General features: G+C 57.7%; 13 protein-coding genes and 1 tRNA gene. 8 read left to right on the top strand and 6 right to left on the bottom strand.

Annotated features, from left to right (window positions below):
• Positions 1-104: 104 nt before the first annotated feature.
• Both Q4P21_RS11710 and Q4P21_RS11705 read right to left on the bottom strand, forming a co-directional pair.
• On the bottom strand, positions 105-476 hold the full coding sequence (locus Q4P21_RS11710; protein ID WP_303388945.1) for a phage holin family protein: 372 nt from the start codon (positions 474-476) through the stop codon (positions 105-107).
• Positions 477-652: 176 nt separating this feature from the next.
• Positions 653-735, bottom strand: a tRNA-Leu gene (locus Q4P21_RS11705).
• Positions 736-1,135: 400 nt separating this feature from the next.
• Between Q4P21_RS11705 and Q4P21_RS11700 the strand changes: the two genes are divergently transcribed.
• From Q4P21_RS11700 to pknB, 7 genes are all read left to right on the top strand, one after another.
• On the top strand, positions 1,136-1,957 hold the full coding sequence (locus Q4P21_RS11700) for a DUF3662 and FHA domain-containing protein (protein WP_303388944.1): 822 nt from the start codon (positions 1,136-1,138) through the stop codon (positions 1,955-1,957).
• Entirely contained in the window at positions 1,954-2,439 is a 486-nt protein-coding gene (locus Q4P21_RS11695; protein WP_303388943.1) for an FHA domain-containing protein, read from the top strand. Before Q4P21_RS11700 ends, Q4P21_RS11695 begins: the two co-directional genes overlap by 4 nt.
• Before the next feature lie 2 nt (positions 2,440-2,441).
• The gene (locus Q4P21_RS11690) at positions 2,442-4,109 is read left to right on the top strand and encodes a PP2C family serine/threonine-protein phosphatase (RefSeq protein ID WP_303388942.1); all 1,668 of its coding nucleotides are present in this window, start codon (positions 2,442-2,444) and stop codon (positions 4,107-4,109) included.
• Positions 4,106-5,500 (top strand): FtsW/RodA/SpoVE family cell cycle protein, encoded by a 1,395-nt coding sequence (locus Q4P21_RS11685; RefSeq protein WP_303388941.1) that lies wholly within the window; start codon positions 4,106-4,108, stop codon positions 5,498-5,500. Before Q4P21_RS11690 ends, Q4P21_RS11685 begins: the two co-directional genes overlap by 4 nt.
• The gene (locus Q4P21_RS11680; protein WP_303388940.1) at positions 5,497-6,951 is read left to right on the top strand and encodes a penicillin-binding protein 2; all 1,455 of its coding nucleotides are present in this window, start codon (positions 5,497-5,499) and stop codon (positions 6,949-6,951) included. The genes Q4P21_RS11685 and Q4P21_RS11680 overlap by 4 nt, the downstream gene beginning before the upstream one ends.
• Positions 6,948-8,732, top strand: coding sequence for a protein kinase (locus Q4P21_RS11675; RefSeq protein ID WP_303388939.1), 1,785 nt, complete (start codon positions 6,948-6,950; stop codon positions 8,730-8,732). The genes Q4P21_RS11680 and Q4P21_RS11675 overlap by 4 nt, the downstream gene beginning before the upstream one ends.
• A 71-nt stretch (positions 8,733-8,803) precedes the next feature.
• Positions 8,804-10,720, top strand: a complete 1,917-nt coding sequence (gene pknB / locus Q4P21_RS11670; RefSeq protein ID WP_303388938.1) for a Stk1 family PASTA domain-containing Ser/Thr kinase — start codon at positions 8,804-8,806, stop codon at positions 10,718-10,720.
• Positions 10,721-10,751: 31 nt separating this feature from the next.
• Here the strand turns inward: pknB and Q4P21_RS11665 are convergent, their stop codons facing one another.
• Together Q4P21_RS11665 and Q4P21_RS11660 are read right to left on the bottom strand one after the other, a co-directional pair.
• Entirely contained in the window at positions 10,752-11,390 is a 639-nt protein-coding gene (locus tag Q4P21_RS11665; RefSeq protein ID WP_303388937.1) for an aminodeoxychorismate/anthranilate synthase component II, read from the bottom strand.
• A 168-nt stretch (positions 11,391-11,558) separates the two neighbouring features.
• Positions 11,559-12,266 carry a class E sortase gene (locus Q4P21_RS11660; RefSeq protein ID WP_303388946.1) on the bottom strand — a complete coding sequence of 236 codons (708 nt, stop codon included), beginning with the start codon at positions 12,264-12,266 and terminating at the stop codon, positions 11,559-11,561.
• A 332-nt stretch (positions 12,267-12,598) separates the two neighbouring features.
• Between Q4P21_RS11660 and Q4P21_RS11655 the strand changes: the two genes are divergently transcribed.
• On the top strand, positions 12,599-12,853 hold the full coding sequence (locus Q4P21_RS11655; protein ID WP_303388936.1) for a cell division protein CrgA: 255 nt from the start codon (positions 12,599-12,601) through the stop codon (positions 12,851-12,853).
• Positions 12,854-12,855: 2 nt separating this feature from the next.
• Here Q4P21_RS11655 and Q4P21_RS11650 read toward each other — a convergent pair whose 3' ends face one another.
• Both Q4P21_RS11650 and Q4P21_RS11645 read right to left on the bottom strand, forming a co-directional pair.
• Positions 12,856-13,128: a hypothetical protein gene (locus Q4P21_RS11650; protein ID WP_303388935.1), complete on the bottom strand. Its 273-nt coding sequence runs from the start codon at positions 13,126-13,128 to the stop codon at positions 12,856-12,858.
• Positions 13,129-13,364: 236 nt separating this feature from the next.
• Positions 13,365-21,287: DUF5979 domain-containing protein (locus Q4P21_RS11645; RefSeq protein ID WP_303388934.1), on the bottom strand; the 7,923-nt coding region annotated here is incomplete at its 5' end.

The raw sequence follows: 21,287 nt of genomic DNA, 5'->3' as shown, positions 1-21,287 counted from the left end.
ACTCGATAAACAATACACACCAAAACAACAACACCCAAATCCACAACCCCCACCGCACGAAGGCCGAATCGGGGGGGCGGGAGGGTGACTATTTGTCGCGCCTGCTAGAGAGCTTTCTTAGTCACGTATTTGGTCGAAGCTGCGGCACAAAGGCCTGTGATTGCCCAGACAAGCACTGCGGCGACGATCCAGGTTAGGAGGCCATGTATTCGAATGCCACCGGAGGGCAGGTTGGCAATAACCAGCGCCAACCAGGTGGAGACGAGTGATGCTGCCCCGGCCAATGCCGGCGTGTGCTTGTTAGCCAGCTTGCGAACAAACCCCTCCAAAAGCAACTGCGCGATAGTGAAGACAATGACCGCAGTGATGAAGCCACCGAAGCCCAGGCTGAACCGGGGCAGAATTAAGGCTGCCAGAATAAGGGCCACGGCCGAACTAGCAAGTTGACCCCCTACACTGATCAGTATTTTCCCCATACGTAGATCCTATGCCGATGACCTGTTGTATAGGTAGGTACGTGTAGGTAGGCATGGGACACAGGTGTGATGACGCAATCATCGCCGAGGGCAGCCTGAGCCCGGCAGAGGCGTGTGACCGGAAAACAAAAGATCCCCCGTAGAACCATTGGTTCTACGGGGGATCTTTCAAAACGTGCGCGAGGGGGGATTTGAACCCCCACGCCCTTTCGGACACTGGCACCTGAAGCCAGCGCGTCTGCCGTTCCGCCACTCGCGCGTTTTCACTCCTCACACTGAAATGCCGAAGTAATGTCGTCTTTCAGTGGAACAGCGAGATCAAGCATATAGGACAGTTGGCCGATTTACCTAAACGACCTCTCCCCCTCCACCTTCCACAGCCCCTTGTCAGCCATCGAAGGGCCCTGTTCCCCTGATTTTCTGCGGATTCTGGGGTTAGTAGGCCGCTCCTGTCCGTGTCCTACCACGGTGGGAAATTTGCCACATCGAGACCATTCAACAGGTATATTCGAAGGCTGCGGCAGTAGTATCGAGCATAGGTAGAGTTGTGCGCGATGCGGACGACACTGAATCCACATCCCATTTCAGTGCATTACTTCTGAAGGTTTCGAAGGCAATCCACCAGCACCATCCGGCAGTAGCTAAGGAGAGGAGAGTAGATGGGTTTGTTTGACAACGTTGAAAAAGGCATTGAAAAGGCAGTCCGTGGCGCCTTCTCGCTAGGTTCCAAAACAGTGCAGCCTGTGGAACTCGCCAGTTCCCTGCGCAGGGAACTGGACGACAAGGCAATGACTCTGGATGCCGGACGGACTCTGGCACCGAATGTTTTCAACATTCAACTTGGCGATGTTGACTTTGAGCGTGCCGAAGCATGGGGGGTGACGTTGGCGGAAGAACTCTGCGACGTCGTCATCAACCACTCACGCAGCCAAGGCTATGTGCTGCAAGGCCCTGTGCGTGTTTTCTTCAATCATCACGTAGATCTTCGCGCAGGACATTTCAACGTGCTTTCTTCCACTGAGAAAGAACGTGCTGGATCCCCGCAAGATACCCAGAGCCCGCCGAAGACGCCAGCGAGACCCAGCCAAAACCCAAGCGTTGCTCAAACACCTCCGGCCCCGCCAGCGCCTGTCTACAAACGCCAGTCCGCGCCGTCGTCCACCCCGCCTGCCCCGAAAGGCCAGCCCGTCCTGGACATAGCCGGCCAGCGCTACTCACTCAATGCCTCCTCCATCATTTTGGGAAGGTCCTCGGAAGCCGACATCTTGATCGATGACACCGGGGTTTCACGCAAACACCTGGAAATCCGCACTGAGGACGGAACTACCACAGCTATTGACCTTGGCTCCACCAACGGCAGCTACGTGGATGGGTATCGGGTTCAAGGGGCGGCCGCGCTGCATGATGGATCGAACATCACCATGGGACGCACACAGATAACCTTCCGCGTCCTCCCAGCCCGAGGCGGTGGCAGACGATGAACGATCTAAGCCTCCTGGTCACCATTTTCCGCTTCGGCTTCCTTGTCTTGATGTGGATTATGGTGTTTAGCGTTGTGGCTGCCATGCGCCGGGATCTAGTGATTGGCAGCAAGGCGAAAGTGGGTGCCCCCACTGCCCGGCAAGCGCGTAAACACCCTGAACTGGTAGAAGACGTTCCCCCAGCCAAGCAGCAGGCGCACCAGCTGGTTGTGACAGAAGGCCCGTTGGAAGGCACCACTTTGGAGCTTACTGGCACACCTATTTTGTTGGGACGCGCACAAGAAGCCACATTGGTACTCGAAGACGACTACGCTTCCGGCCGCCATGCGCGGCTGTTCCCGCAAGGCACCCGTTGGTTTATTGAAGATTTGGGCTCCACAAATGGAACATTCCTCGGTGGTGCGGCGTTGACCCGTGCGCTTCCCGTGGAACTCGGGGTTCCAGTGCGGATCGGCAAAACGGTCATCGAATTGAGGCCGTAAATATGGCCGAATACCCGCTAATTTTGCGCTATGCCGCCAGATCCCATGTGGGCATGGTCAGGGCCAAAAATGACGATTCCGCCTACGCGGGGAAGTATTTGGCCGTTGTTGCCGACGGTATGGGCGGGCACGCAGGCGGGGATGTAGCTAGCGCTTCCACGGTTCTCGACTTGGTGCATTTGGACCACAACCGTCATAACGACGACGCTGGCACGCACCTCGCGGACGAAATCCAGACGGCAAATTCACTGCTTTCCGAGCTGGTGCATGTCAACCCGAAACTGGCCGGCATGGGCACCACGGTGACAGCTCTGCTGCTCTCCGGCAACCGTCTCGCCTATGCCCACATTGGGGATTCCCGCGCATATCGGCTCAAGGACGGCGTCTTTGAGCAGATGAGCACGGACCACACTTTTGTTCAACGCATGATCGATGAGGGTCGCATGACCGAGGCTGAGGCCGAAGTGCACCCTCATAAAAACGTGCTCATGCGCGTTCTTGGCGATGTCGACGCCTCGCCTGAACTTGATTTGAAGCACTTCGACGCCAGCCCTGGCGAACGTTGGCTGCTTTGCTCTGATGGGCTGAACTTTGTGCGCCATCAGATGATCGAAGAAGTGATTCGGCACACCAAGTCTTTAGCCACGGCCGCGGATACGCTCATTGACCTAACTCTCGCTGCAGGCTCTCCGGACAATGTGAGTGTGGTGGTTTTCGACATCGTTGAAGCTAACCCTGAACACACCCGCACCGCCGCTTTGGATACCGTCCAAGTCACGCCGCCCGCTGCTGGTGATACCGATCGGCAGGAACAGCCCACTACACCTTCAGCAGCTTCAGTTGCTCAGACTGAACAGTCCGACGGCGTGGCGCCCGTAGGGCGGGAACCGTCCGGTGAAGCGGTTGACAGTGCCGGTGACGAAGATGCGGCCCTTGGTTTAGAGAACTCCGGCTCCGACGCTCTTGACGCCAACATCCGTGAGGCAGCAGTCCAGAAAGTATTGGCAGCGCGGTCGCATGAGTTGGTGGGGGCAGCGCTCACAGCCAACGCTGAGGGCAAAATTCCGCTCTTGCCACGTCATCCCGCTGCACAACGCGCAGCCACGGTACTCACGCACAAAACTGACACGCCGCCAGCACTGACGGAGGAAACTGAAGAGTCACTTCCAAGAATGCGCCACCGGCCCCTCGTGCTTTCAATCCTTGGTGTCCTGACTGCCTTGGTGATTGTGGCGGGTTCCTGGGCTGCATACGCATGGACACAAACTCAGTTCTTTGTCGGGGTCTCGCATGGAAACGTGACCATCTTTAAGGGCGTGTCCCAGTCGCTGGGCCCCATTTCACTCTCGCATGTGTACCATGAAACCGCCGTTATGGTCTCTTCGCTCCCTGCCTATTCACAGCAATTGGTTGCAGCAACCATGCCTGCTTCCACTCTCAGCGATGCTGAGCAGATCATCAGCGACCTGCAACTCGGTACCGGCACTAGTCTGCCCCCGTGCGATCTCGTGACAACCTCTCCGAGTAACGGCCCCACAAGCTCCAGCTCACCGACAAACACCACCTCGGCAGCAGCAACCGCGCCAGGACCCGTATCGACTCCCCCGGTTGATGGCAGCACGACAAAGCAAACAGCACCACCAACTTGCATTCCCCGAGGTGGATCTTGAGCCAGCTAATGACCATCGCCAAGCCGCGCCGTAACACTGAGCTACTTCTGTTGTTGTTGGCGTTGGTCATGTCCGGCATGGCAAACGCCTTGGTCAACTTGAATCTGGGCCGCAGCTTCGACAACGATTTTTACACCCAGATAGCCATCCTGAGCGGATTGTCCATTGCCTTCCATGTAGTTTTACGGTTCAAGGCAAAGTATGCCGATCCGGTAATGTTGCCAGTAGTGGTGGCCCTGAATGGTTTGGGGCTCGCTGTCATCCATCGCCTCGACATCGCTTCCGGCGACAATGCCGGAACGCGGCAATGGATGTGGACAAGCCTTGCAGCCATTGCAGCCATTGCAGTGATCTGGTTCCTGCGTGACCATCGCATTCTGCGCCGCTACACATACATTTCGCTTCTAGTATCCGTAATTTTACTGATCCTTCCTCTCGTTCCAGGCATCAGCGCCGGCAACGTCAACGGTGCCACAGTCTGGATTGCCATAGGCCCATTCACTTTCCAGCCAGGTGAGATCGCTAAGATTACGCTCGCTATATTCTTCGCCGGGTACCTATCTTCCAACCGGGACCTGATCCTTTTGGCTGGGAAGAAGATTGGTCCCCTCCAGTTGCCACGTGCCAAAGACCTTGCCCCGATGATCGTGGCGTGGCTGGCCAGCGTTGGAGTGCTGGTGTTCCAGCGTGACCTCGGCACGTCCATCCTCTTCTTCGGCTTGTTCATGGTCATGATCTACGTGGCCACCAGCCGTATCAGCTGGATCTTTATCGGTTTGGCACTTATGGCAGTGGGTGGAGTTGCTGCCTACCAGTTGTTCCCCCATGTGACTCGGCGGATCGACGTATGGATTCACGCTTTGGATCCTGAGTACATCGGCGCCGCCGGCGGCTCGTACCAGGTGGTTGAGGGACTGTTTGGCCTTGCAAACGGCGGACTGTTGGGGACCGGTTTCGGCCAGGGTTCACCGGATAACGTGCCCCTGGCCAATAGCGACATGATCATCGCCAGCATTGGGGAGGAATTGGGCCTTGTCGGCTTGTTCGCCGTGCTGTGCCTTTATGCTCTGTTCATTGCCCGCGGTTTCCGCGCAGCACTCGGCACGCGGGATGCCTTTGGCAAACTGTTGGCTGTAGGACTCGCGTTCGCTTTTGCACTGCAGTGCTTTGTGATCATCGGCGGTGTGACCCGGCTCATCCCCTTGACCGGCCTCACCACCCCCTTCCTGGCAGCTGGTGGTTCCTCACTCTTGGCGAATTGGATAATCCTGGCGTTGCTCCTGAAGATTTCCGACGCCGCACGGCACCCCATTGATGTCTCTCCCACGTCCTTACCCAATCAGGACCCGCCAAACCTAGAGTCAACGCAGAAGGAGGAGCCCGCACCATGAACCAAGCAATCCGCAATTCCTGGATCGTGGCCATCACCTTATTTGCACTGCTCTTTGGCTCTATTTCGTATGTGCAGTTCTTTGCCGTCGATTCACTCAACGCAAATCCCAACAACAACAGGCAATTGCAGATGAACTTCTGCAGCAACCGCGGGCCTATCCTTGTTGGCGGGCAAGCCATTGCAGAATCTGTCGCGACGAATACTGATTGCAAGTTCCAACGCCAGTACAACGATCCACTGCTTTATGCAGGTATCACCGGATTTTTCAGCAAGTTTTCTGGACAGTACGGCATTGAATCTGCCATGCGCGAAGAACTGACCGGCACTTCCGACGGCGCTTTGTTTGAACGGATCGCCGAGGTCTTCACCGGAACACAGCCTCAGGGCCGTTCTGTTGAACTGACAATCGATCCGGTGATTCAAAAGCTGGCCTATGACCTAATCCCAGATAGTGTTGGCGGCTCCATTGTGGCCATGAACCCGAAAACCGGCGCCATCATTGCCATGGTCTCAAAGCCGTCCTACGACACCAATCTGCTAGCGACTCACGACAAGGCCGCTTTCGATGCGGCGATGGCTAATCTTGTGGGCATCCCCGGCATCAATCTGTTCGGTTCCTCCGCCTACAGGAAGACCTATGCACCAGGCTCGGTCTTCAAGATCATTGATACGGCTGCGGCACTGGAATCTGGAAAGTACAACAAAGACAGCATTCTGCCGAACCCGGCACAGCTTTCTTTCCCCGGCATGACTTACACACTGCCCAACTACGCCTATGGTCAGTGCTACACGCAAGACAAGGCTTCCTTCGCCTTTGCTTTGGAAAACTCGTGCAACACTCCTTTTGCCAGCATCGCGTTGGACCTGGGGCAGGATGCCATTACAACTACGGCCGAGAAGTTTGGTTTCAATGATTCGTCGCTGACGATCCCATCCGGAGTTGAGACCAGCCGTTTCCCCGGCAGTCAGGGTAAATTGGATGCCGCAGCCCTTGCACAGAGTGCCATAGGGCAGCGAGATGTTCTGAGCAGCCCCCTTCAAATCGCCATGATGACCGCTGCCATTGCCAACGGGGGCCAACAAATGGCACCCAATCTGGTGCAGACCGTTCGCACGCCGGATCTCAAGACTGTCTCCAGCCTCACTCCCCGCGTCCTGCGACAATCCACCTCGCCGGAAGTTGCGGCCCAAATTACTGATTGGATGGTCAGTGTGGTTAGCAACGGAATCGCCTCAGCCGCAGCCGTTCCTGGCGTTGATGTGGCCGGCAAAACAGGAACCGCTGAGTTGGGAGATGGATTGAACAACTCATGGTTTACCGGTTTTGCGCCAGCAAACGACCCGGAGGTGGTTGTCACTATTGTTATGCCAAATGTTGATGTAGCCACCGGAGCACAACTAACAAGTCCCAATGCAAGCAAACTCTTCAAGGCGGTGTTGAAAAAGTGAGGCCTACTTCTGGTATCACCTTAGGCGGCAGGTTCCAACTCACATCACGCATTGCCATTGGCGGCATGGGTGAAGTTTGGAGGGCGCAGGACCTGATCCTGGGCCGCATAGTCGCCATCAAAATTCTCAAGGATGAATACACCGGAGATCCCGGTTTCCGGGCAAGGTTCCGGGCAGAAGCCAAGCACACGGCGCTACTCAACCATGAGGGTATCGCCAACGTGTTTGACTACGGCGAAGAAGACGGCTCAGCCTACCTGGTCATGGAACTTGTCCCGGGAGAGCCGCTCTCAACGCTGATTGAGCGTGAGCATGTCCTCACTCCCGACTGGACGTTGTCCATGATCGCCCAAACGGCGCGCGCCCTTGCAGTGGCCCATGCACAGGGACTTGTGCACCGCGACGTCAAACCCGGCAACCTGCTCATCACCCCTGAAGACAAGGTCAAGATCACCGACTTCGGCATTGCACGCCTTGCCGATCAGGTTCCATTAACCCAAACTGGTCAAGTCATGGGCACCGCCCAGTATCTGGCCCCCGAACAAGCCACCGGACAAGTTGCTACAGGATCCAGTGACATTTATTCATTGGGCATCATAGGTTATGAGTGCATCACGGGACACCGCCCGTTTTCAGGTGAGTCACAGATCGCCATTGCCCTGGCCCAAGTCAATGATGCGCCGCCTCCGCTACCTGACACGTTACCCACTCCTGTACGTGCCTTGTTGATGTCCATGTTGGCCAAGGATCCCGCGAACCGACCCGCGAATGCCATGAAGCTGGCCGAAGCTGCCGAAGCCATCCGTGCTGGTGACATCAAAGCCGCCCATGCAGCAGTGCCCGGCATGCTGCTCTTTGAGGCGAGTACAGGCCCCATCACCGCACCCGTCGATGTCAACGCCACAGCGCCCACAACAGTGGTGCGCAGCATTGCCGAACCTACAACCACCGCACTCCCCACCATTGACGACGAGGCCGAACCAGCTGAACCTGCCCGCGCGGAACTATTCGGTGCAGAGCGTGGTTGGGATACAGAAGATGATGAACAAGCATTGGCACTCGATGAGGACCCACCCGGGAAAGAGACTGCCACGAAGGGCCGCAGCCCTTGGACTTGGCCACTTATTGCCCTGCTTGTGCTGTTGGTTTTTGCCGTCGGTGCCCTGTTGTTGCAGAACAGCGGGTTCTTTGGCGGTACACCAGCAGCCACACAGACTCAGTCCCCAACAGTCGCCAGCGCAAGTCCTCCTCCCACGACGGCGTCCACGTCACCCACGCCTACTCCGGAACAGCCCACCTCGCAAGCCCCCACCACAGTCACGGTCAATCGAGACGGCTTGGTAGGCCAGCAATTTGCCAGCGCTGAATCCGAGCTGAAGGGCCTGGGGCTTTCGGTGAACCGCATTGACGCACCCAGCGCCACAATAGCTTCGGGCATCGTCACCGAAGTCAGTCCCACGGGCACCGTGGATCTCGGTAGCACCATCAACGTCACAGTCTCCTCCGGGCCCGAGAAGACGTCCGTACCGTCCTCGGCAGGCCAGGATGGCAATACCTACGATCAAACGTTGGTGGCGGCAGGGTTCATACCCGCCCGTGTCGAGGAACCATCGGTGACAGTGGCAAAGGGAATTGTCATTCGTACCGATCCAACTGCCGGGACCAAGGCGGAAACAGGCTCAGTGGTCACTTATTACGTCTCCACTGGCCCGGCAGCAGAGCCATCAGCCGCAACGCCACCACCGGCAGCTGTACCTCCGGCAGCAAAAGAAGTCCCGTAAAACGATCCACCTCGCGTCAAGCAATTCCTCCACCCTTCCTATCCCGAAACTGAAAGGACCCTTTGGTGCCAATGAGTGTTCCACGCGTCCTTAGCGACAGATACGAAATTGGGGAGTTGCTGGGCCGCGGTGGCATGGCGGACGTCTACAAGGGCCAGGACACGCGCCTAGGACGTGCGGTGGCCATCAAGATGTTGCGTTCCGATGTTGCCCGCGATTCACAGCTGCAGGCCAGGTTCCGTCGCGAAGCACAGGCCGTAGCCGGACTCAACAACCCCTTCATTGTGGCCGTCTATGACACCGGTGAACACGTCGTCTCGAACCAAGGCCACGACAGCGCACACATCCCTTACATCGTCATGGAATACGTCCATGGCAAGACGCTCCGGGACTTGATCCGCGGCAAGGACCTCAGTGTGGACCAAGCCATTGACTACACGTTGGGAGTGCTTTCAGCTCTCGACTACAGCCACCGTTCGGGCATTGTCCACCGCGATATTAAACCAGCGAACGTGATGGTCACCGAGGATGACCGCGGAGTTCTGGGACAGGTCAAGGTGATGGACTTTGGCATTGCCAGGACCATTTCCGACTCGGCCGCCACCATGACGCAGACTCAAACGGTCATGGGGACGGCACAGTATCTTTCTCCGGAGCAGGCCCGTGGTGAGAGTGTTGACGCGCGCAGCGATCTGTACTCAGCCGCCTGCCTACTGTATGAAATGCTGGCCGGCCGCCCTCCCTTCACCGGTGACTCACCTGTTTCCGTGGCCTATCAGCATGTGCGCGAGGTCCCACCGGCACCCAGCCTCTACAACCCCGAACTTTCCCCTGCCCTTGATGCACTCCTGTTGCGCGCACTCCAAAAGGACAGAAACCACCGTTTCCAGGACGCATCCTCTTTCCGCCGCGCCCTGCGTGCGGCCCGCACCGGCGTCATACCGGCGCCTTTCGAATCTGCCCCCAGTGCCTCGGCCGCCACGCCCATTCCCGCACGGAATGCTTCATTTGACGCTGCGGAGCTTACCGATCATGTGCAGCCAATGCACGACGGCGGCCCTTCTACCCGTGCCATGGCGAAAGTTCTCGCTGGGGGAGCGTTGACAACCGACGACGGTGTGAGCGAGGAAGATGAGGATCTTTCCACGTCCGTTAAGCGACGCCGCCGGGCGTGGATGGTCACTCTCTTTGTGTTGTTGGCCATCATTCTTGGCGGTGGCGCCGTGGTGGGTTACAACATGCTCAATACCCGTCCAGTGGCCGTGCAACAAGTAGCCATCCCGTCATTAGCCGGAGTTGGTCAGGACGAGGCAATGACTCAATTGCGCAACTTGGGCTTGGAACCACATGGCACCGAGGAATACTCCAAGTCCGTGGCAGCGGGTGAAGTGATTCGCACGCAGCCGGGCTCGGGCTCGTCGGTCAACCCTGGGTCAGCGATCGAAGTCTTTATTTCCAAAGGGCCTTCGGAAGTGACCATTCCCAAGGACCTGGCTGGAAAAACCGAATCAGAGGTTCGCGCTGATCTGGGCAAGTTGAACTTGACCATCAATACGAATGTCATGGTCAATGACGGTTCAATTCCGGCCACCTTCGTTGTCACAACCGATCCGGCCCCGGGCAAGACCATCTCCGTGAACTCGACGATTACATTGAAGATCTCCACAGGCCAGGTCTTGATGCCCTCCCTGTTCGATTTGAGCACCGACCCCGCACAAGTCAAGCAAGCTGTAACAGCTGAGCTCAAAAAGTACTCACCATACTTGGACGCGAAATTTGACGAAGTGGAGAACCCCGTCGTTACTCCTGGGATGGTAACGAACCAGTCGGTTCCTGCAGGCCAGGCCGTCGCCCAGCACACCACCGTTGTCGTTACCCTGGCCAAGGCCCCTGCCCCCGCTGAGCCGACACCCACCCCGACGCCGAAACCCAGCACGACGCCGACTCCCTCGCCGACGCCAACACCCGAGGCCGCACCAGCCCCGTAGTCGGGGGGGGGTTCCTTACAAAATACCGGCGTCAGCTATTGATAAGGGGACTCAACGTTGCCGCCTTGGCAGCAGCACCGGCCAGGCCCAACGATTCAAGCCAGTTCCCGAGCATGGTGTAACCGCCCTCGGTCAGAACAGACTCCGGGTGGAACTGTACCCCGCACAGCGGCGCAGTCTTGTGCGCCAAACCCATGATCACGCCGTCGGCCGTTTCAGCCGTCACTTCAAGGACCTCAGGAATGGTTGAAGGGACGGCGGCCAGCGAGTGGTAGCGGGTGGCGGTGACCGGGCTGGGCAGTCCCGCAAACACGCTGGTGCCGTGGTGGAGGACTTCGCTGGTCTTGCCGTGCATCAGCTGCTCCGCATGAGTGACGACGCCGCCATAGGCTTCAGCCAGCGCCTGGTGGCCCAGACAGACACCGAGCATGGGCTTCGCGTTCTCCCCGCACCACTTGATCAATTCGATGCACACGCCAGCCTCGGCGGGGGTACCGGGGCCGGGGGAGATGAGGACGCCGTCGCGCGCGGCAGCAAGTTCAATGGCCTCGGTCAGCGTGACGTCATCGTTGCGCACAACCGTCGTTTCGGCACCAAGTTGCTGCAGGTAGCCCACAAGTGTGTAAACAAAGCTGTCGTAATTGTCTATAACAAGAATCCGCACGGACATGTCAGACTCCACCGCCGATCGTCGAATCATTCAAGGGATTGAATTGGGAGAGCCAAGGGAACACGAACTGCATCAGCACCAGCACGGCTGCGACCAGGAAAAGGACGGTCGTGATGACGCGGAACCACAAGGGCCCCGGGAGATTTCTAAAGATCCAGCCGTACATCCTCAGCCTTTCTGGTTTGCTGCAACTTGGGCAGCGATAGCGGCAGGCGGGCCAGCACTGGCCGGCTGCCACGACTCGAGCACCGAGTAGGCGATAATGCGTTCTTCAGCGCCAAAGCGCGGGTTGCAGCTTGTCATCGTCAGGAAGCGCTCTGTGGGGGTGGCATCCGGCTGCGTGGGAACTGGCAACAGCACATCAGCGCGGTTGGGCAACACAATTTGGTTGTTGCGGAATACGTAGGTGTAGTAACCGTCCTTGGTTTGGATGTAGATCCTATCCCCTGGAACCAAGGTGTGGATAGCATCCAAAACTGCGCCATGGGTTTGCCTGTGGCCGGCGATGGCAAAGTTTCCAACACCACCTGGCATCGTTGAGCTGTCATACCGCCCCAGTCCCAGCGTGTCCAACTGTGCTGGTCCAACACCTTCCACGAGCGGCCGGCTGTAAGTTTCGCCAAACCGGGGGATGTAGGCGACGCCGAATACGCTGCCGGGAACCAACGGCGCTGCCATGACCGTGGGCGGTCCAAAATCGGTGGGAGCATCCACGGGTGGCGGAGTCAGTGGCCCCTGAAAGTCTTGGGCAAATTGAGACACGGCTGCTTGCTGGGCTGAATTTGCTTCAATATTTGTCCACCATAGTTCCCACACCACGAACAACAACAGGATTACGCCGCAGGTAATGAGAAGTTCACCGACCACTTGCACCAACGTGCGGAAAAATCCCTGCTTGGGACGTTGCTCGCGTTGACGGCGTGCCTCCCGTTTGCGATGTTGGCGCACCTTCTCATTTTCGGAGAGCAACTCGTCAACACGCACAGCCGTTTCCACATGGCCGGGTGATTGAACCACGTGGGTCTCCTGACTGACGTTGGGCGGTTGTGTCATGCAATCTGCGGCTGCACTAAATACAGCTAGAATTACGTCAACAATACCGGCAGTTCCCCACCCTGGAACAATTCCTCAGCAACATCACAGCCAATGAACTGCCGTTCCACCCATCGAGCTGGCCGTTTCCATGGCCACAACGTCAAGGAGCTCCTGTGCCCGAGTCAAAATCGCGTCGTCGTCCAACCAAAGGACCGGCGCAGACGCCAACCAGCAAAACACAGCAGCCCAATGCAGTCTGGTTCTTGCCCGTCATGGTCACCTTGATGCTGTTGGGTCTGGTTTGGATCATCACCTACTACATCTCAGACGGCCAGTTCCCGATCCCCAACATCCATAACTGGAACATTGGCATTGGTTTCGGCATCGCACTGGCTGGGTTCATGATGACAACGCGCTGGCGCAGCTAGCCTCAATCGTCTTTTTCGTCCCCTGTGTCACTTTGCACGTAGCTGCCCTTGGGATTTTCTGCGGCATGGCCCGGTACGTCACCGGCCTTGCCGTAGTCAGCTTCAACGAACCTTCCACTGCCTGCTTCGGCGGTAGCTTCTTCTGTACCTGCCCGTCCGTAGTCGCCTTCTACATAGCGACCTTCCGGATCCCCGGCTTTGTGCTCGCCCTCGGTGCCGGCCTTCCCGTAGGAACCTTCCACATAGCGTCCGCGGTTCTCTTGTTCTTCAGACATTGCGTTCCCCTGCCTTTCACAGTGTCACATCAGCCCCACCCGTTGGGCAACGCACTGACATGTTCTTTTCTGACTTCAGTTTAGGCTGCTGACTGCCGTCTGGACAGGGCACGTCTATATCGCGGCCAGACACAACGAGGCCCCTGCCTGGGGGTGGCAGGGGCCTACGTCTCTTACTACCAGCAGCCCCACTGGGGGGAGAGACTGCCGGATTCTTTTCTGTGGGTCAAAAAGCCCTACTGAATCTCTTCCCTACGGCGGCGGTTGCCCAGCATGAGCGCTGCACCTCCAGTCAGGAGCAAGGCGCCCAGACCAAGACTCCACAGTCCGGAAATACCAGTATTTGCCAATGGAAGCTCAGGTGCGGCCGGTGGGACCACCGGCGGAACCACTGGTGGGGCCACAGTATGTGTAGTTCCACAAGGGGCCTGATTCGAGGCAGTAGTTCCGGTGGGAACACTGCTTCCTTCACTTGGAATACTTGCCGCACATGATGTGGGCGGTACGTCTCCAGTTCCCAAGACCATGTTGGTCAGAGTCTTGTTCTCACTGCCCGCGTTGACCTTGACTGTATAGCTCAGCGTCTGCGTTGCTCCAGCGGCAAGTGTCCCAGCGTTCCACTTCAGCACCTGCCCGGTGATGGTGGCCGCACCCTGGCTTTGTTGGCTGCTGCCCACCAGTGCTGCTGCCCCCAACACACTGGCCAAGTCATCAGTGAGAACAACGTCATGGACCGGAATCTCGGACGTGTTCACAACCGTCAGCGTGTACGTGACACTCTGACCGACCTTGAGCTGAGTACCACTGACTGGGTTGCTGCTCTTCGTTACGGCAAACTCACCGTAGGAACGAGTGATGGGATTGGCCGCAACGACAAGCACCTTCGTGTCATCCGTGGGGACGGTAAACGTTGTGGAAGCGCCTTGCTCGGTACCTGTGGCACCCGTGACGGCGAATTTCACCGGATCCCATGTGTAGGCGCCGTCGATCGTGTCAGGCCGGCCTTCAGGTGCTTCCACTACGGTGCAGGAGCTGCCACGCGGGATTAGCACCATTGAGGGCAACTGCCAGACCTCGCCATTGGCGATGCTGGCGGTTCCTGAGAGTGGTGAGGTAAACCCTGCTGACGTGCACATCCAGTTGAAGCTGTACTGTGCATCAGCGGCTACACCATTTGTAGCCCCTGTGACGGTCTTCGTGATGGCGAAGGCACCGAACAGCTGCTCAGTCGGGTTGGTGACAGTGGCTGTTGCAGGAGTTTCGCTTCCAGTCACCTGGATATCTGTGGGCAGTTTCACCGGCAGCCAGACCATGGAAGGATCATCCTGCACTGGCCCTGCTGTTGGTACTGTTTCCGTGATGGCACAATTGGATCCGACCAGGATGCCATCGATCTTTTGGGGCGTTGCCGTGGTGGCAGTCCACGCCTTCGTGACGGGCTGATCCGATCCGTAGGTGCACACCATTTCTCCGGTGAACTCCCGATCTGCCGGCACCTTGCCAGCGGCCGGTCCCGTGACAACCTTTTCAACGGCTATGGATCCGTACACCCGTTTGATCGGGTTTTCTACCTGAACCGTCGCGGTGGGCGTCTCCGCGGAGAGCACCACAGTGGGCTGCTCAACCTTGGGGCGCTCCCACGCAAAGGAGTCATCGCTGAGGCTGCCTGTGGGCTGCACCTCGGAGATGGCACAAGTCCAACCAAACGGGATAGCGCCCGGAAGCGTCACGGTTTCCCCGTTGGCTACCTTGGCAGATCCTGTCAGGGCCGTTTCCACCCCTTCAACGGAGCAACTGTAGCCGATGTCGAAGACCGGGTTGCTCCCACCGGTAAAGCCGCCGACTTCACCGATGACCGCTTTGGCAACCTTGATGGCACCGGTGTCACGCACAAGGTTGTTGGTGACAACCAGGTGCGCTGTGGTGTCAGCTGTCGTCACGGAGGCATCTTCAAAGGTTGCTACGCTCCAGCGGTAGGACGGGTCGACGCTGGGTGCGGTGACTTCATCTTCGCTGACAACACAGTCGGAGTTCAGCAGGATTCCGGTGACAGGAACGCTTGTGGCGTCCTTGGCCAGGCTCCACTTTCCGGTTACGGCCGGTTCCTCCTTGTACGTACAGCTCCATGAACCTGTGTAGATCCGCGTTGGATCCACGACGTCGGCCGGACCGGTCAGCTTCTTTGTCACGTCCACCGAACCGGTAACGCGCCCGATGGTGTTGGTGACGTCCACTGAGATTGCCGTTGTCTGCGATGAAACGGTGAAGGTTCCATTGCTGATATCGGCGCCTGTCCAGGCGAACGAGGTGTCCACGAGCCCTTCATTGGCACCCAGTGCTGATTCTGCGACCGTGCATTTGGTGCCCAATGGCAGCTTGACCGATGCTGAATTGCTTCCTTCCACGGCCGAGACCGTCAAAGTCTGCGCAGCAGCATTTTCACAGCTCAGTACGACGTCGAAGGTTCGCTTCCCGTCATAACCTTGGGTTGCCCCGGCCAGCTTCTTGCTGACAACCACATCGCCGAACTTCTTGGAGATGTTGTTGGTCGCGTTGATGCCGATCGTTTGTACCTTGCCATCCACGGGGGCCGGGATGATAAAGGTGACACTGCGGTCAGTGGTCACGGGCACTCCTGCTGCGCCCGTCACGGCGAAGGAGACGCCGTCCCAGGTGTAGGCGGGACCCGTTGTGTCAGGGTTGTCGTTTTCAGTGACCGTGCAACTGGCGCCTGCCGGGATGGTTTCTGCCGGGTTCCAGCCATCCAGCCCTGCTTTCAGGGTAAAGCTGCCGTCGGCACCTGCCCAGCCTGGGCCCGTGCACTTGTAGTCGAACGAGAAGGAGGTGTCCGGTTTGACGCCACTTTCCACACCGTTCCCAGCCAATGATTTAACCACGCCGAACGAACCTGTCAGGCGTGTGATCGTGTTGGTCACGGTGATATTGCGATTCGCCTCAAGTGTGGACAAGACAACGTCCTGGCCCGGTGAGTACGACGGCGCCCACACGTAGGAGGTATCCTCCGACGGGTGGTCCGTGAGCTTGTCCTCTGCAATATTGCAGCTGGAGCCGAGCAGGATGTCAGTGCCGACAACCTTGGTGCCCGCACCTGCGGCAACACTCCACTTGCCATTTTTGACGACTGCAGTCTCGCCTTGGCCATAGGTGCACTGCCAAGTTCCAGTGAACTCTCCACCTTGATAGACCTTGTCCGGGTCCATCAGGACCTTGGCCACACTAAGGCTGCCATAGCGGCGTTCAGTGGTGTTGGTAACGCTCACCGGCACCACCTGATTTTCAGCAGTGACCTTGACGATCTGCGGCTCAGGTGTCCCGTCCCAGCCGAACGAGTCATCCACCAATCCGCCGGTGGGCGGGACTTCGGTGACAGTGCAACTGCTGCCGACGGCAATCTGTCCTGTGGTCTTCGGTGCTGCGTTGGCCACCATGGTGAGTCGGCCGGAATACTCATCGGTACAGGTGATGTCAACCGTAAATTCCTTGCCTTGAGCAACACCACCTGCGCCGGCAAGTGCCTTGACAACTGAAATGCTGCCGAAGATCTTTTCCGTGTGGTTGGTAATGATCGCGGCTGTGGGAGCGTCACGGTCAACTGTGATTTTCCCATTCACGACGTTTGCGCTCCACGTACCAGGAATCCACTTGTATGCAGCTTCCAGGTTTCCTTCAGGCATTGCTTCAGTGAGTTCACATTCACGCTGCGCAGGAATGCTGTCAATTGTGGCTGTTTCGTCCTTGGCCAGGTTGAGCGTGCCGGTGAAGCCAATTCCACAGTTGTAGTTCACGGTAAAGGCTGGATTGTCAGTGCTTGTATACCCGGCACCGTCGATCTTCTTTGTGACAGTGAAGGAGCCGCTGTCTCTGGTGAAGGTGTTGGTCATCACCAGGTTGGCGGGTTGGCCAACGGTCACGGTGTCATTGCTGGCCACTGCTGAAACCCAACGGAACGAGGGATCGTTGGGGACCGGTGCAGTCAACTCATCTTCGGTGATGACACAGCTGCTGTTGAGCAACACGCCTTCACTGACATTCACCGCTGCAGCGCCGGCCTTGGCAGACCAGGTGCCCTTTTCAATGACCGCACTGTTGCCTTCTCCATAAGTGCATGTCCATTGACCGGTATATTCGCGGTTGCTGTCAACAGCGCCAGCATTGTCGGGACCGTTGAGGACCTTGCTGACTTTCACGGCTCCCTTGATCCTCGTGATCGGGTTTTCCACACTGACCGTGACAGTTGAGGTGGTTTCACCCAAGGTAGCTGAGGCTGGGGTGATTTTTGCCGGGCCCCACGCGAAGGAGGCGTCCTTCAATTGGTCTTGGTGCGGGGTTGATTCAGTGAAGGTACAGTTCCAGCCGAAGGGGATGTTGTTGGTGGCCAGATTTTCTTTTTCACCATTGGCCACCTGCGTTGAACCACTGATAGCCGGGATTCCTTCTTGCCCTGGAACTGAACACTGATAGTTGACGGTGAAGTTTTTGGCGTCGCCACCAATGTAACCGGCCAGTTCAGCGGCGCTGCCGGTGATCTGCTTGTGCACCTTGAATGATCCAAGGTTGCGAACAAGGGTATTGGTGACGTCAATGACGGCCGATTCTCCGGCACCCACTGTGGCGATGCTGAACTTCGCCGCGTCCCAGCTGTAGGACGGGTCGTTGGACGGTGCGCCCAGTTCATCCTCCGTTGCGGTGCAGGAAGTAGTCAGCGGCAGATCCTTCGCCAACTCAATGGCCGCGGATCCCGCCGTCGTGCTCCAGTTGCCTGTTTTGATGACGTTGCCGTCATAGATGCAGGAGAATGTTCCCGAATATTCCTTGTCAGAGGGAACGATCCCGGTGGGGCCTGTGAGGATTTTTTGGATCTTCACGGCGCCGAGGTTGCGAACTATGTTGTTGGTGACAGTGACCTTCGCAGGATTGTTGCCCGTTGCGAGCACCACTGTTGTCGGTGCCCCAGTCACTGCGCCCCAACTGAAGGAAGCGTCCTTGAGCTGGTCGGCTGTTGGAGATGCTTCATTGACCACGCAGTTCCAGCCAAAGGGTACATTGTCCAGAAGCGTGGTCTCCACATCCGGACTGATGGCCAGCTGACCATTCATCGTTCCTTCGACTCCGGCCGCCGAACAGCTGTATGTCATGGTGAACTTTTGCTCGGCCTTAAGACCTTCGGTGGCTCCGGAGAGCTTCTTGGTGACGACGATGCTGCCGGTGTTGCGCTTGACCTCATTGGTCACGCTCAACTTCGCCGCACTGTCAGCTTTCACGGTTGACGCCGCAGAGAACACGGGATCCACCCACACATAGGACGGGTCCGCGCTGGGTGCAGCCAAGGGATCTTCCTTAGCGATGGTACAGCTGGAGCCAACCAGAATACCTGTGATGGGTTCCATGGTTGCGCCAGCCTTGACCGACCACGTTCCTGTCTTTGGTTGATCACTGCCGTACACGCACTGCCATGTGCCCTTGTAGTCGCGAGCTGAGTCAACGACGCTCGAGGCTCCGGTGAGTACCTTGCTGATCAGCAGTGAACCGTAGACACGTTTCGTGGGGTTGTGGACGGTTACAGCAACAGGAGTTGCGGTCTGGTCCATAGTGAGTGTCTTCGGGCTGAACGTGGGTGTATCCCATGTGAACGAGCCGTCGACGAGCCCGCCGTTGCGGGTTCCCTCCGAAACTTCACACTCGCTGCCCAAAGGAATGCCTGTGATAGTGGCAGTGGCTCCGCCGGCAACTTCAGTGGTGAACGTGCCGTTCGCTCCACAGTTCAGACCGATACTGAACTTGTATCCGCTCTCCGAGCTGTAGCCGGCGTCCACCGTCTTCGCGACGGTAATAGAACCGAACTTGCGGCTGATCGTGTTGGTTGCACCCACGTGTACCGGCTTAGGGGCATCAGCGGTCGAGGCCGGAACGGTGAACGTGAATCCGTTGCCGATTTGCGTTCCGTTGGCACCCTCGCCTGTTGCTGCAAAGGTTACGGAGTCCCAGGTATATGAGGGATTGGATGTCGGGAAACTACCTTCGGTGACTGTGCATGAAGCACCGGCAGGGATCGCGGTGCCCGCGCCGGGACCGTCCCAGCTCTGTCCGTTTGTCAGGGTGAAGGATCCATTTGCCCCTGCCCATGTGGACTTTTCACAGCTCCAGGTGAACGGGAACTGAGTTCCTTCAGGGAAACCTTCCATCGGTCCATTGACGCCTTTGGTGACGCTGAACAGGCCTGTGGACCGGTTGATCGTGTTGGTGATGCTGACCTCCGGGCTGGGATTGGCGGCAGAAACCACCACGACCCCGCCCTGAGGTGAAAGTACGGGCAAGCCCCAAGAATAGGAGGTATCTGTTGCCGGCGGTGCGGTGAGCGGATCCTCGGTGACGGTGCAGGTTGATCCGAGCAAAATATCAGAGCCAACGATCTTGGCTGCCTGACCAGCCGTTGCGCTCCAAACGCCGCTGCCAGCAGCTGCGTCAGCATAGGTACAGCTCCACTTACCGGTGAAAGCTGAACCGACATAGACGCCATCTGGGTCGTTTAGGGTTTTCTTTACCTGAAGCGAGCCATAGACACGCTGCGTTGTATTGGTCACCGTTACTGTAACGAGTTGCCCTTCACCTTCAATTTTTACCGTCTGGGCTTCGGGCTTCGCTGCCCAAGCGTAGGAATCATCCACGAACACGCCACTGCCGGTGGGCCGGTCTGCTTCGCTGACGGTACAGGAGGTGCCGACGGGAAGTTGCGGGGTAGTACCTGCCACACCCGCCAGGTTTGAGAAAGTTCCGCTATAGATGTCCCCACAGGTGACTGTCAGGTCAAAGATGACACCAGCGTTGACGCCGCCACCCACAACAGCCTTGACCACCTGCACTGCACCGGTAATGGCAACCGTGTGGTTGGTAACTGTGGCACTGACAGTGCCATTCTTCTTGATGACAATTTTCCCGTCGGCAGGATCCCAGGTTGCCGTTCCCCACTTGAAGGCGGGGGAGATCAGGTTTACCGCCGGCGGGGTTTCTTCAAGGGTGCACAGGGCGTTGGCCGGGAGGTTCTCGATGGTCACGCCAGCGTCACCGGCTGTCAGTAGCCGTGTACCTGTGTAGTTGCCTCCACAGTTGTATTTGACCTCAAACTTGGCGCCTGCGCCGATATAGCCGTCACCATCGATGACCTTTTTCAGGTTCAGTGAACCAAAGTTGCGCGTGTACTTGTTGTTCAGCACAACAGTAGCAATGGTGTTGCTGCCAATCGTGACAGTGTTTCCCGGGGTAAACGATGCAGCCGTCGGGGCCAGCCATTCGTAGGAACCGTCAACGAAGTCACCGGACTGGGTGACGAGGTTGGGCTCACTCAAAACGCAGGAGTACCCCGCTGGAATGGAGGGGGATTCCTTTACTCCGGTGGTGGTGGCCTCCAAACTGCCACTTATGTCTGCACTGTTGGCCAGTGTGCACTTGTAGTCGACACCGAATGTGCGTCCCGATGTTCCGGTGTATCCGTTGTCGCCTTCAGGGCCAGTCACCGTCTTGGCAATGGAGAACTTGCCGCTGTTTTGCACGATCTTGTTGGTGATGGCGACGGTGGCACTTCCAGTATTCGGAACCGTCACCGTCGCGTTTGACGGTGCATACGTGGCAGCTGCCCACTCGTAGGAGGCATTGAGCAGTCCGCCGACAGGAGCTTTTTCTGCAACGAAACAGCTGGTGCCCGCAGGGATGGTATTGGCCGGGCTGGTAAAGGTCCCGCCATTTTTAACAGTAAAGTCACGTGCCACGCCGGCGCACGTGTAGGTCCCGGTGAAATCCATATTGGTGCCCGTGAATGCGCCTGCGGGGCCTTCCACCTTTTTGGTGATGGTCAACTGTCCGTAGTTGCGCTTGAAGGTGTTGGTCAGCGCAACGCCGACGTTGGTGTTGTTCGCACCAATTGTTATGGGACCAGCAGGAGCGAATGTTCCCGATGTGCCAACCCACTCGTAGGACCCGTCAGCAAAGTCTCCCTGGGCCGCAGCAAGCGATTCAGTCAACACGCAGCTGGCGCCGGTGGGGATGGGGCTTGATGTGCTGGAGGCATCCTTCTTGATCTTAAGTGTGTCTTTAGCTACCTGGACTGCAGGCGATCCCAATGTGCAGGTGTAGCCAACTTCGAA

Source organism: Arthrobacter sp., from assembly GCF_030540645.1.
GTDB lineage: Bacteria > Actinomycetota > Actinomycetes > Actinomycetales > Micrococcaceae > Specibacter.
Note: the sequence above shows the minus strand (reverse complement) of the source record. Positions and strands in the feature narration are given on the sequence as shown.

Coding starts and splice junctions, on each gene's coding strand:
- Q4P21_RS11710 (WP_303388945.1), bottom strand. CDS start 476: ATGGGGAAAATACTGATCAGTGTAGGGGGTCAACTTGCTAGTTCGGCC.
- Q4P21_RS11650 (WP_303388935.1), bottom strand. CDS start 13,128: ATGTCTGAAGAACAAGAGAACCGCGGACGCTATGTGGAAGGTTCCTAC.
- Q4P21_RS11680 (WP_303388940.1), top strand. CDS start 5,497: ATGAACCAAGCAATCCGCAATTCCTGGATCGTGGCCATCACCTTATTT.
- pknB (WP_303388938.1), top strand. CDS start 8,804: ATGAGTGTTCCACGCGTCCTTAGCGACAGATACGAAATTGGGGAGTTG.
- Q4P21_RS11700 (WP_303388944.1), top strand. CDS start 1,136: ATGGGTTTGTTTGACAACGTTGAAAAAGGCATTGAAAAGGCAGTCCGT.
- Q4P21_RS11665 (WP_303388937.1), bottom strand. CDS start 11,390: ATGTCCGTGCGGATTCTTGTTATAGACAATTACGACAGCTTTGTTTAC.
- Q4P21_RS11695 (WP_303388943.1), top strand. CDS start 1,954: ATGAACGATCTAAGCCTCCTGGTCACCATTTTCCGCTTCGGCTTCCTT.
- Q4P21_RS11690 (WP_303388942.1), top strand. CDS start 2,442: ATGGCCGAATACCCGCTAATTTTGCGCTATGCCGCCAGATCCCATGTG.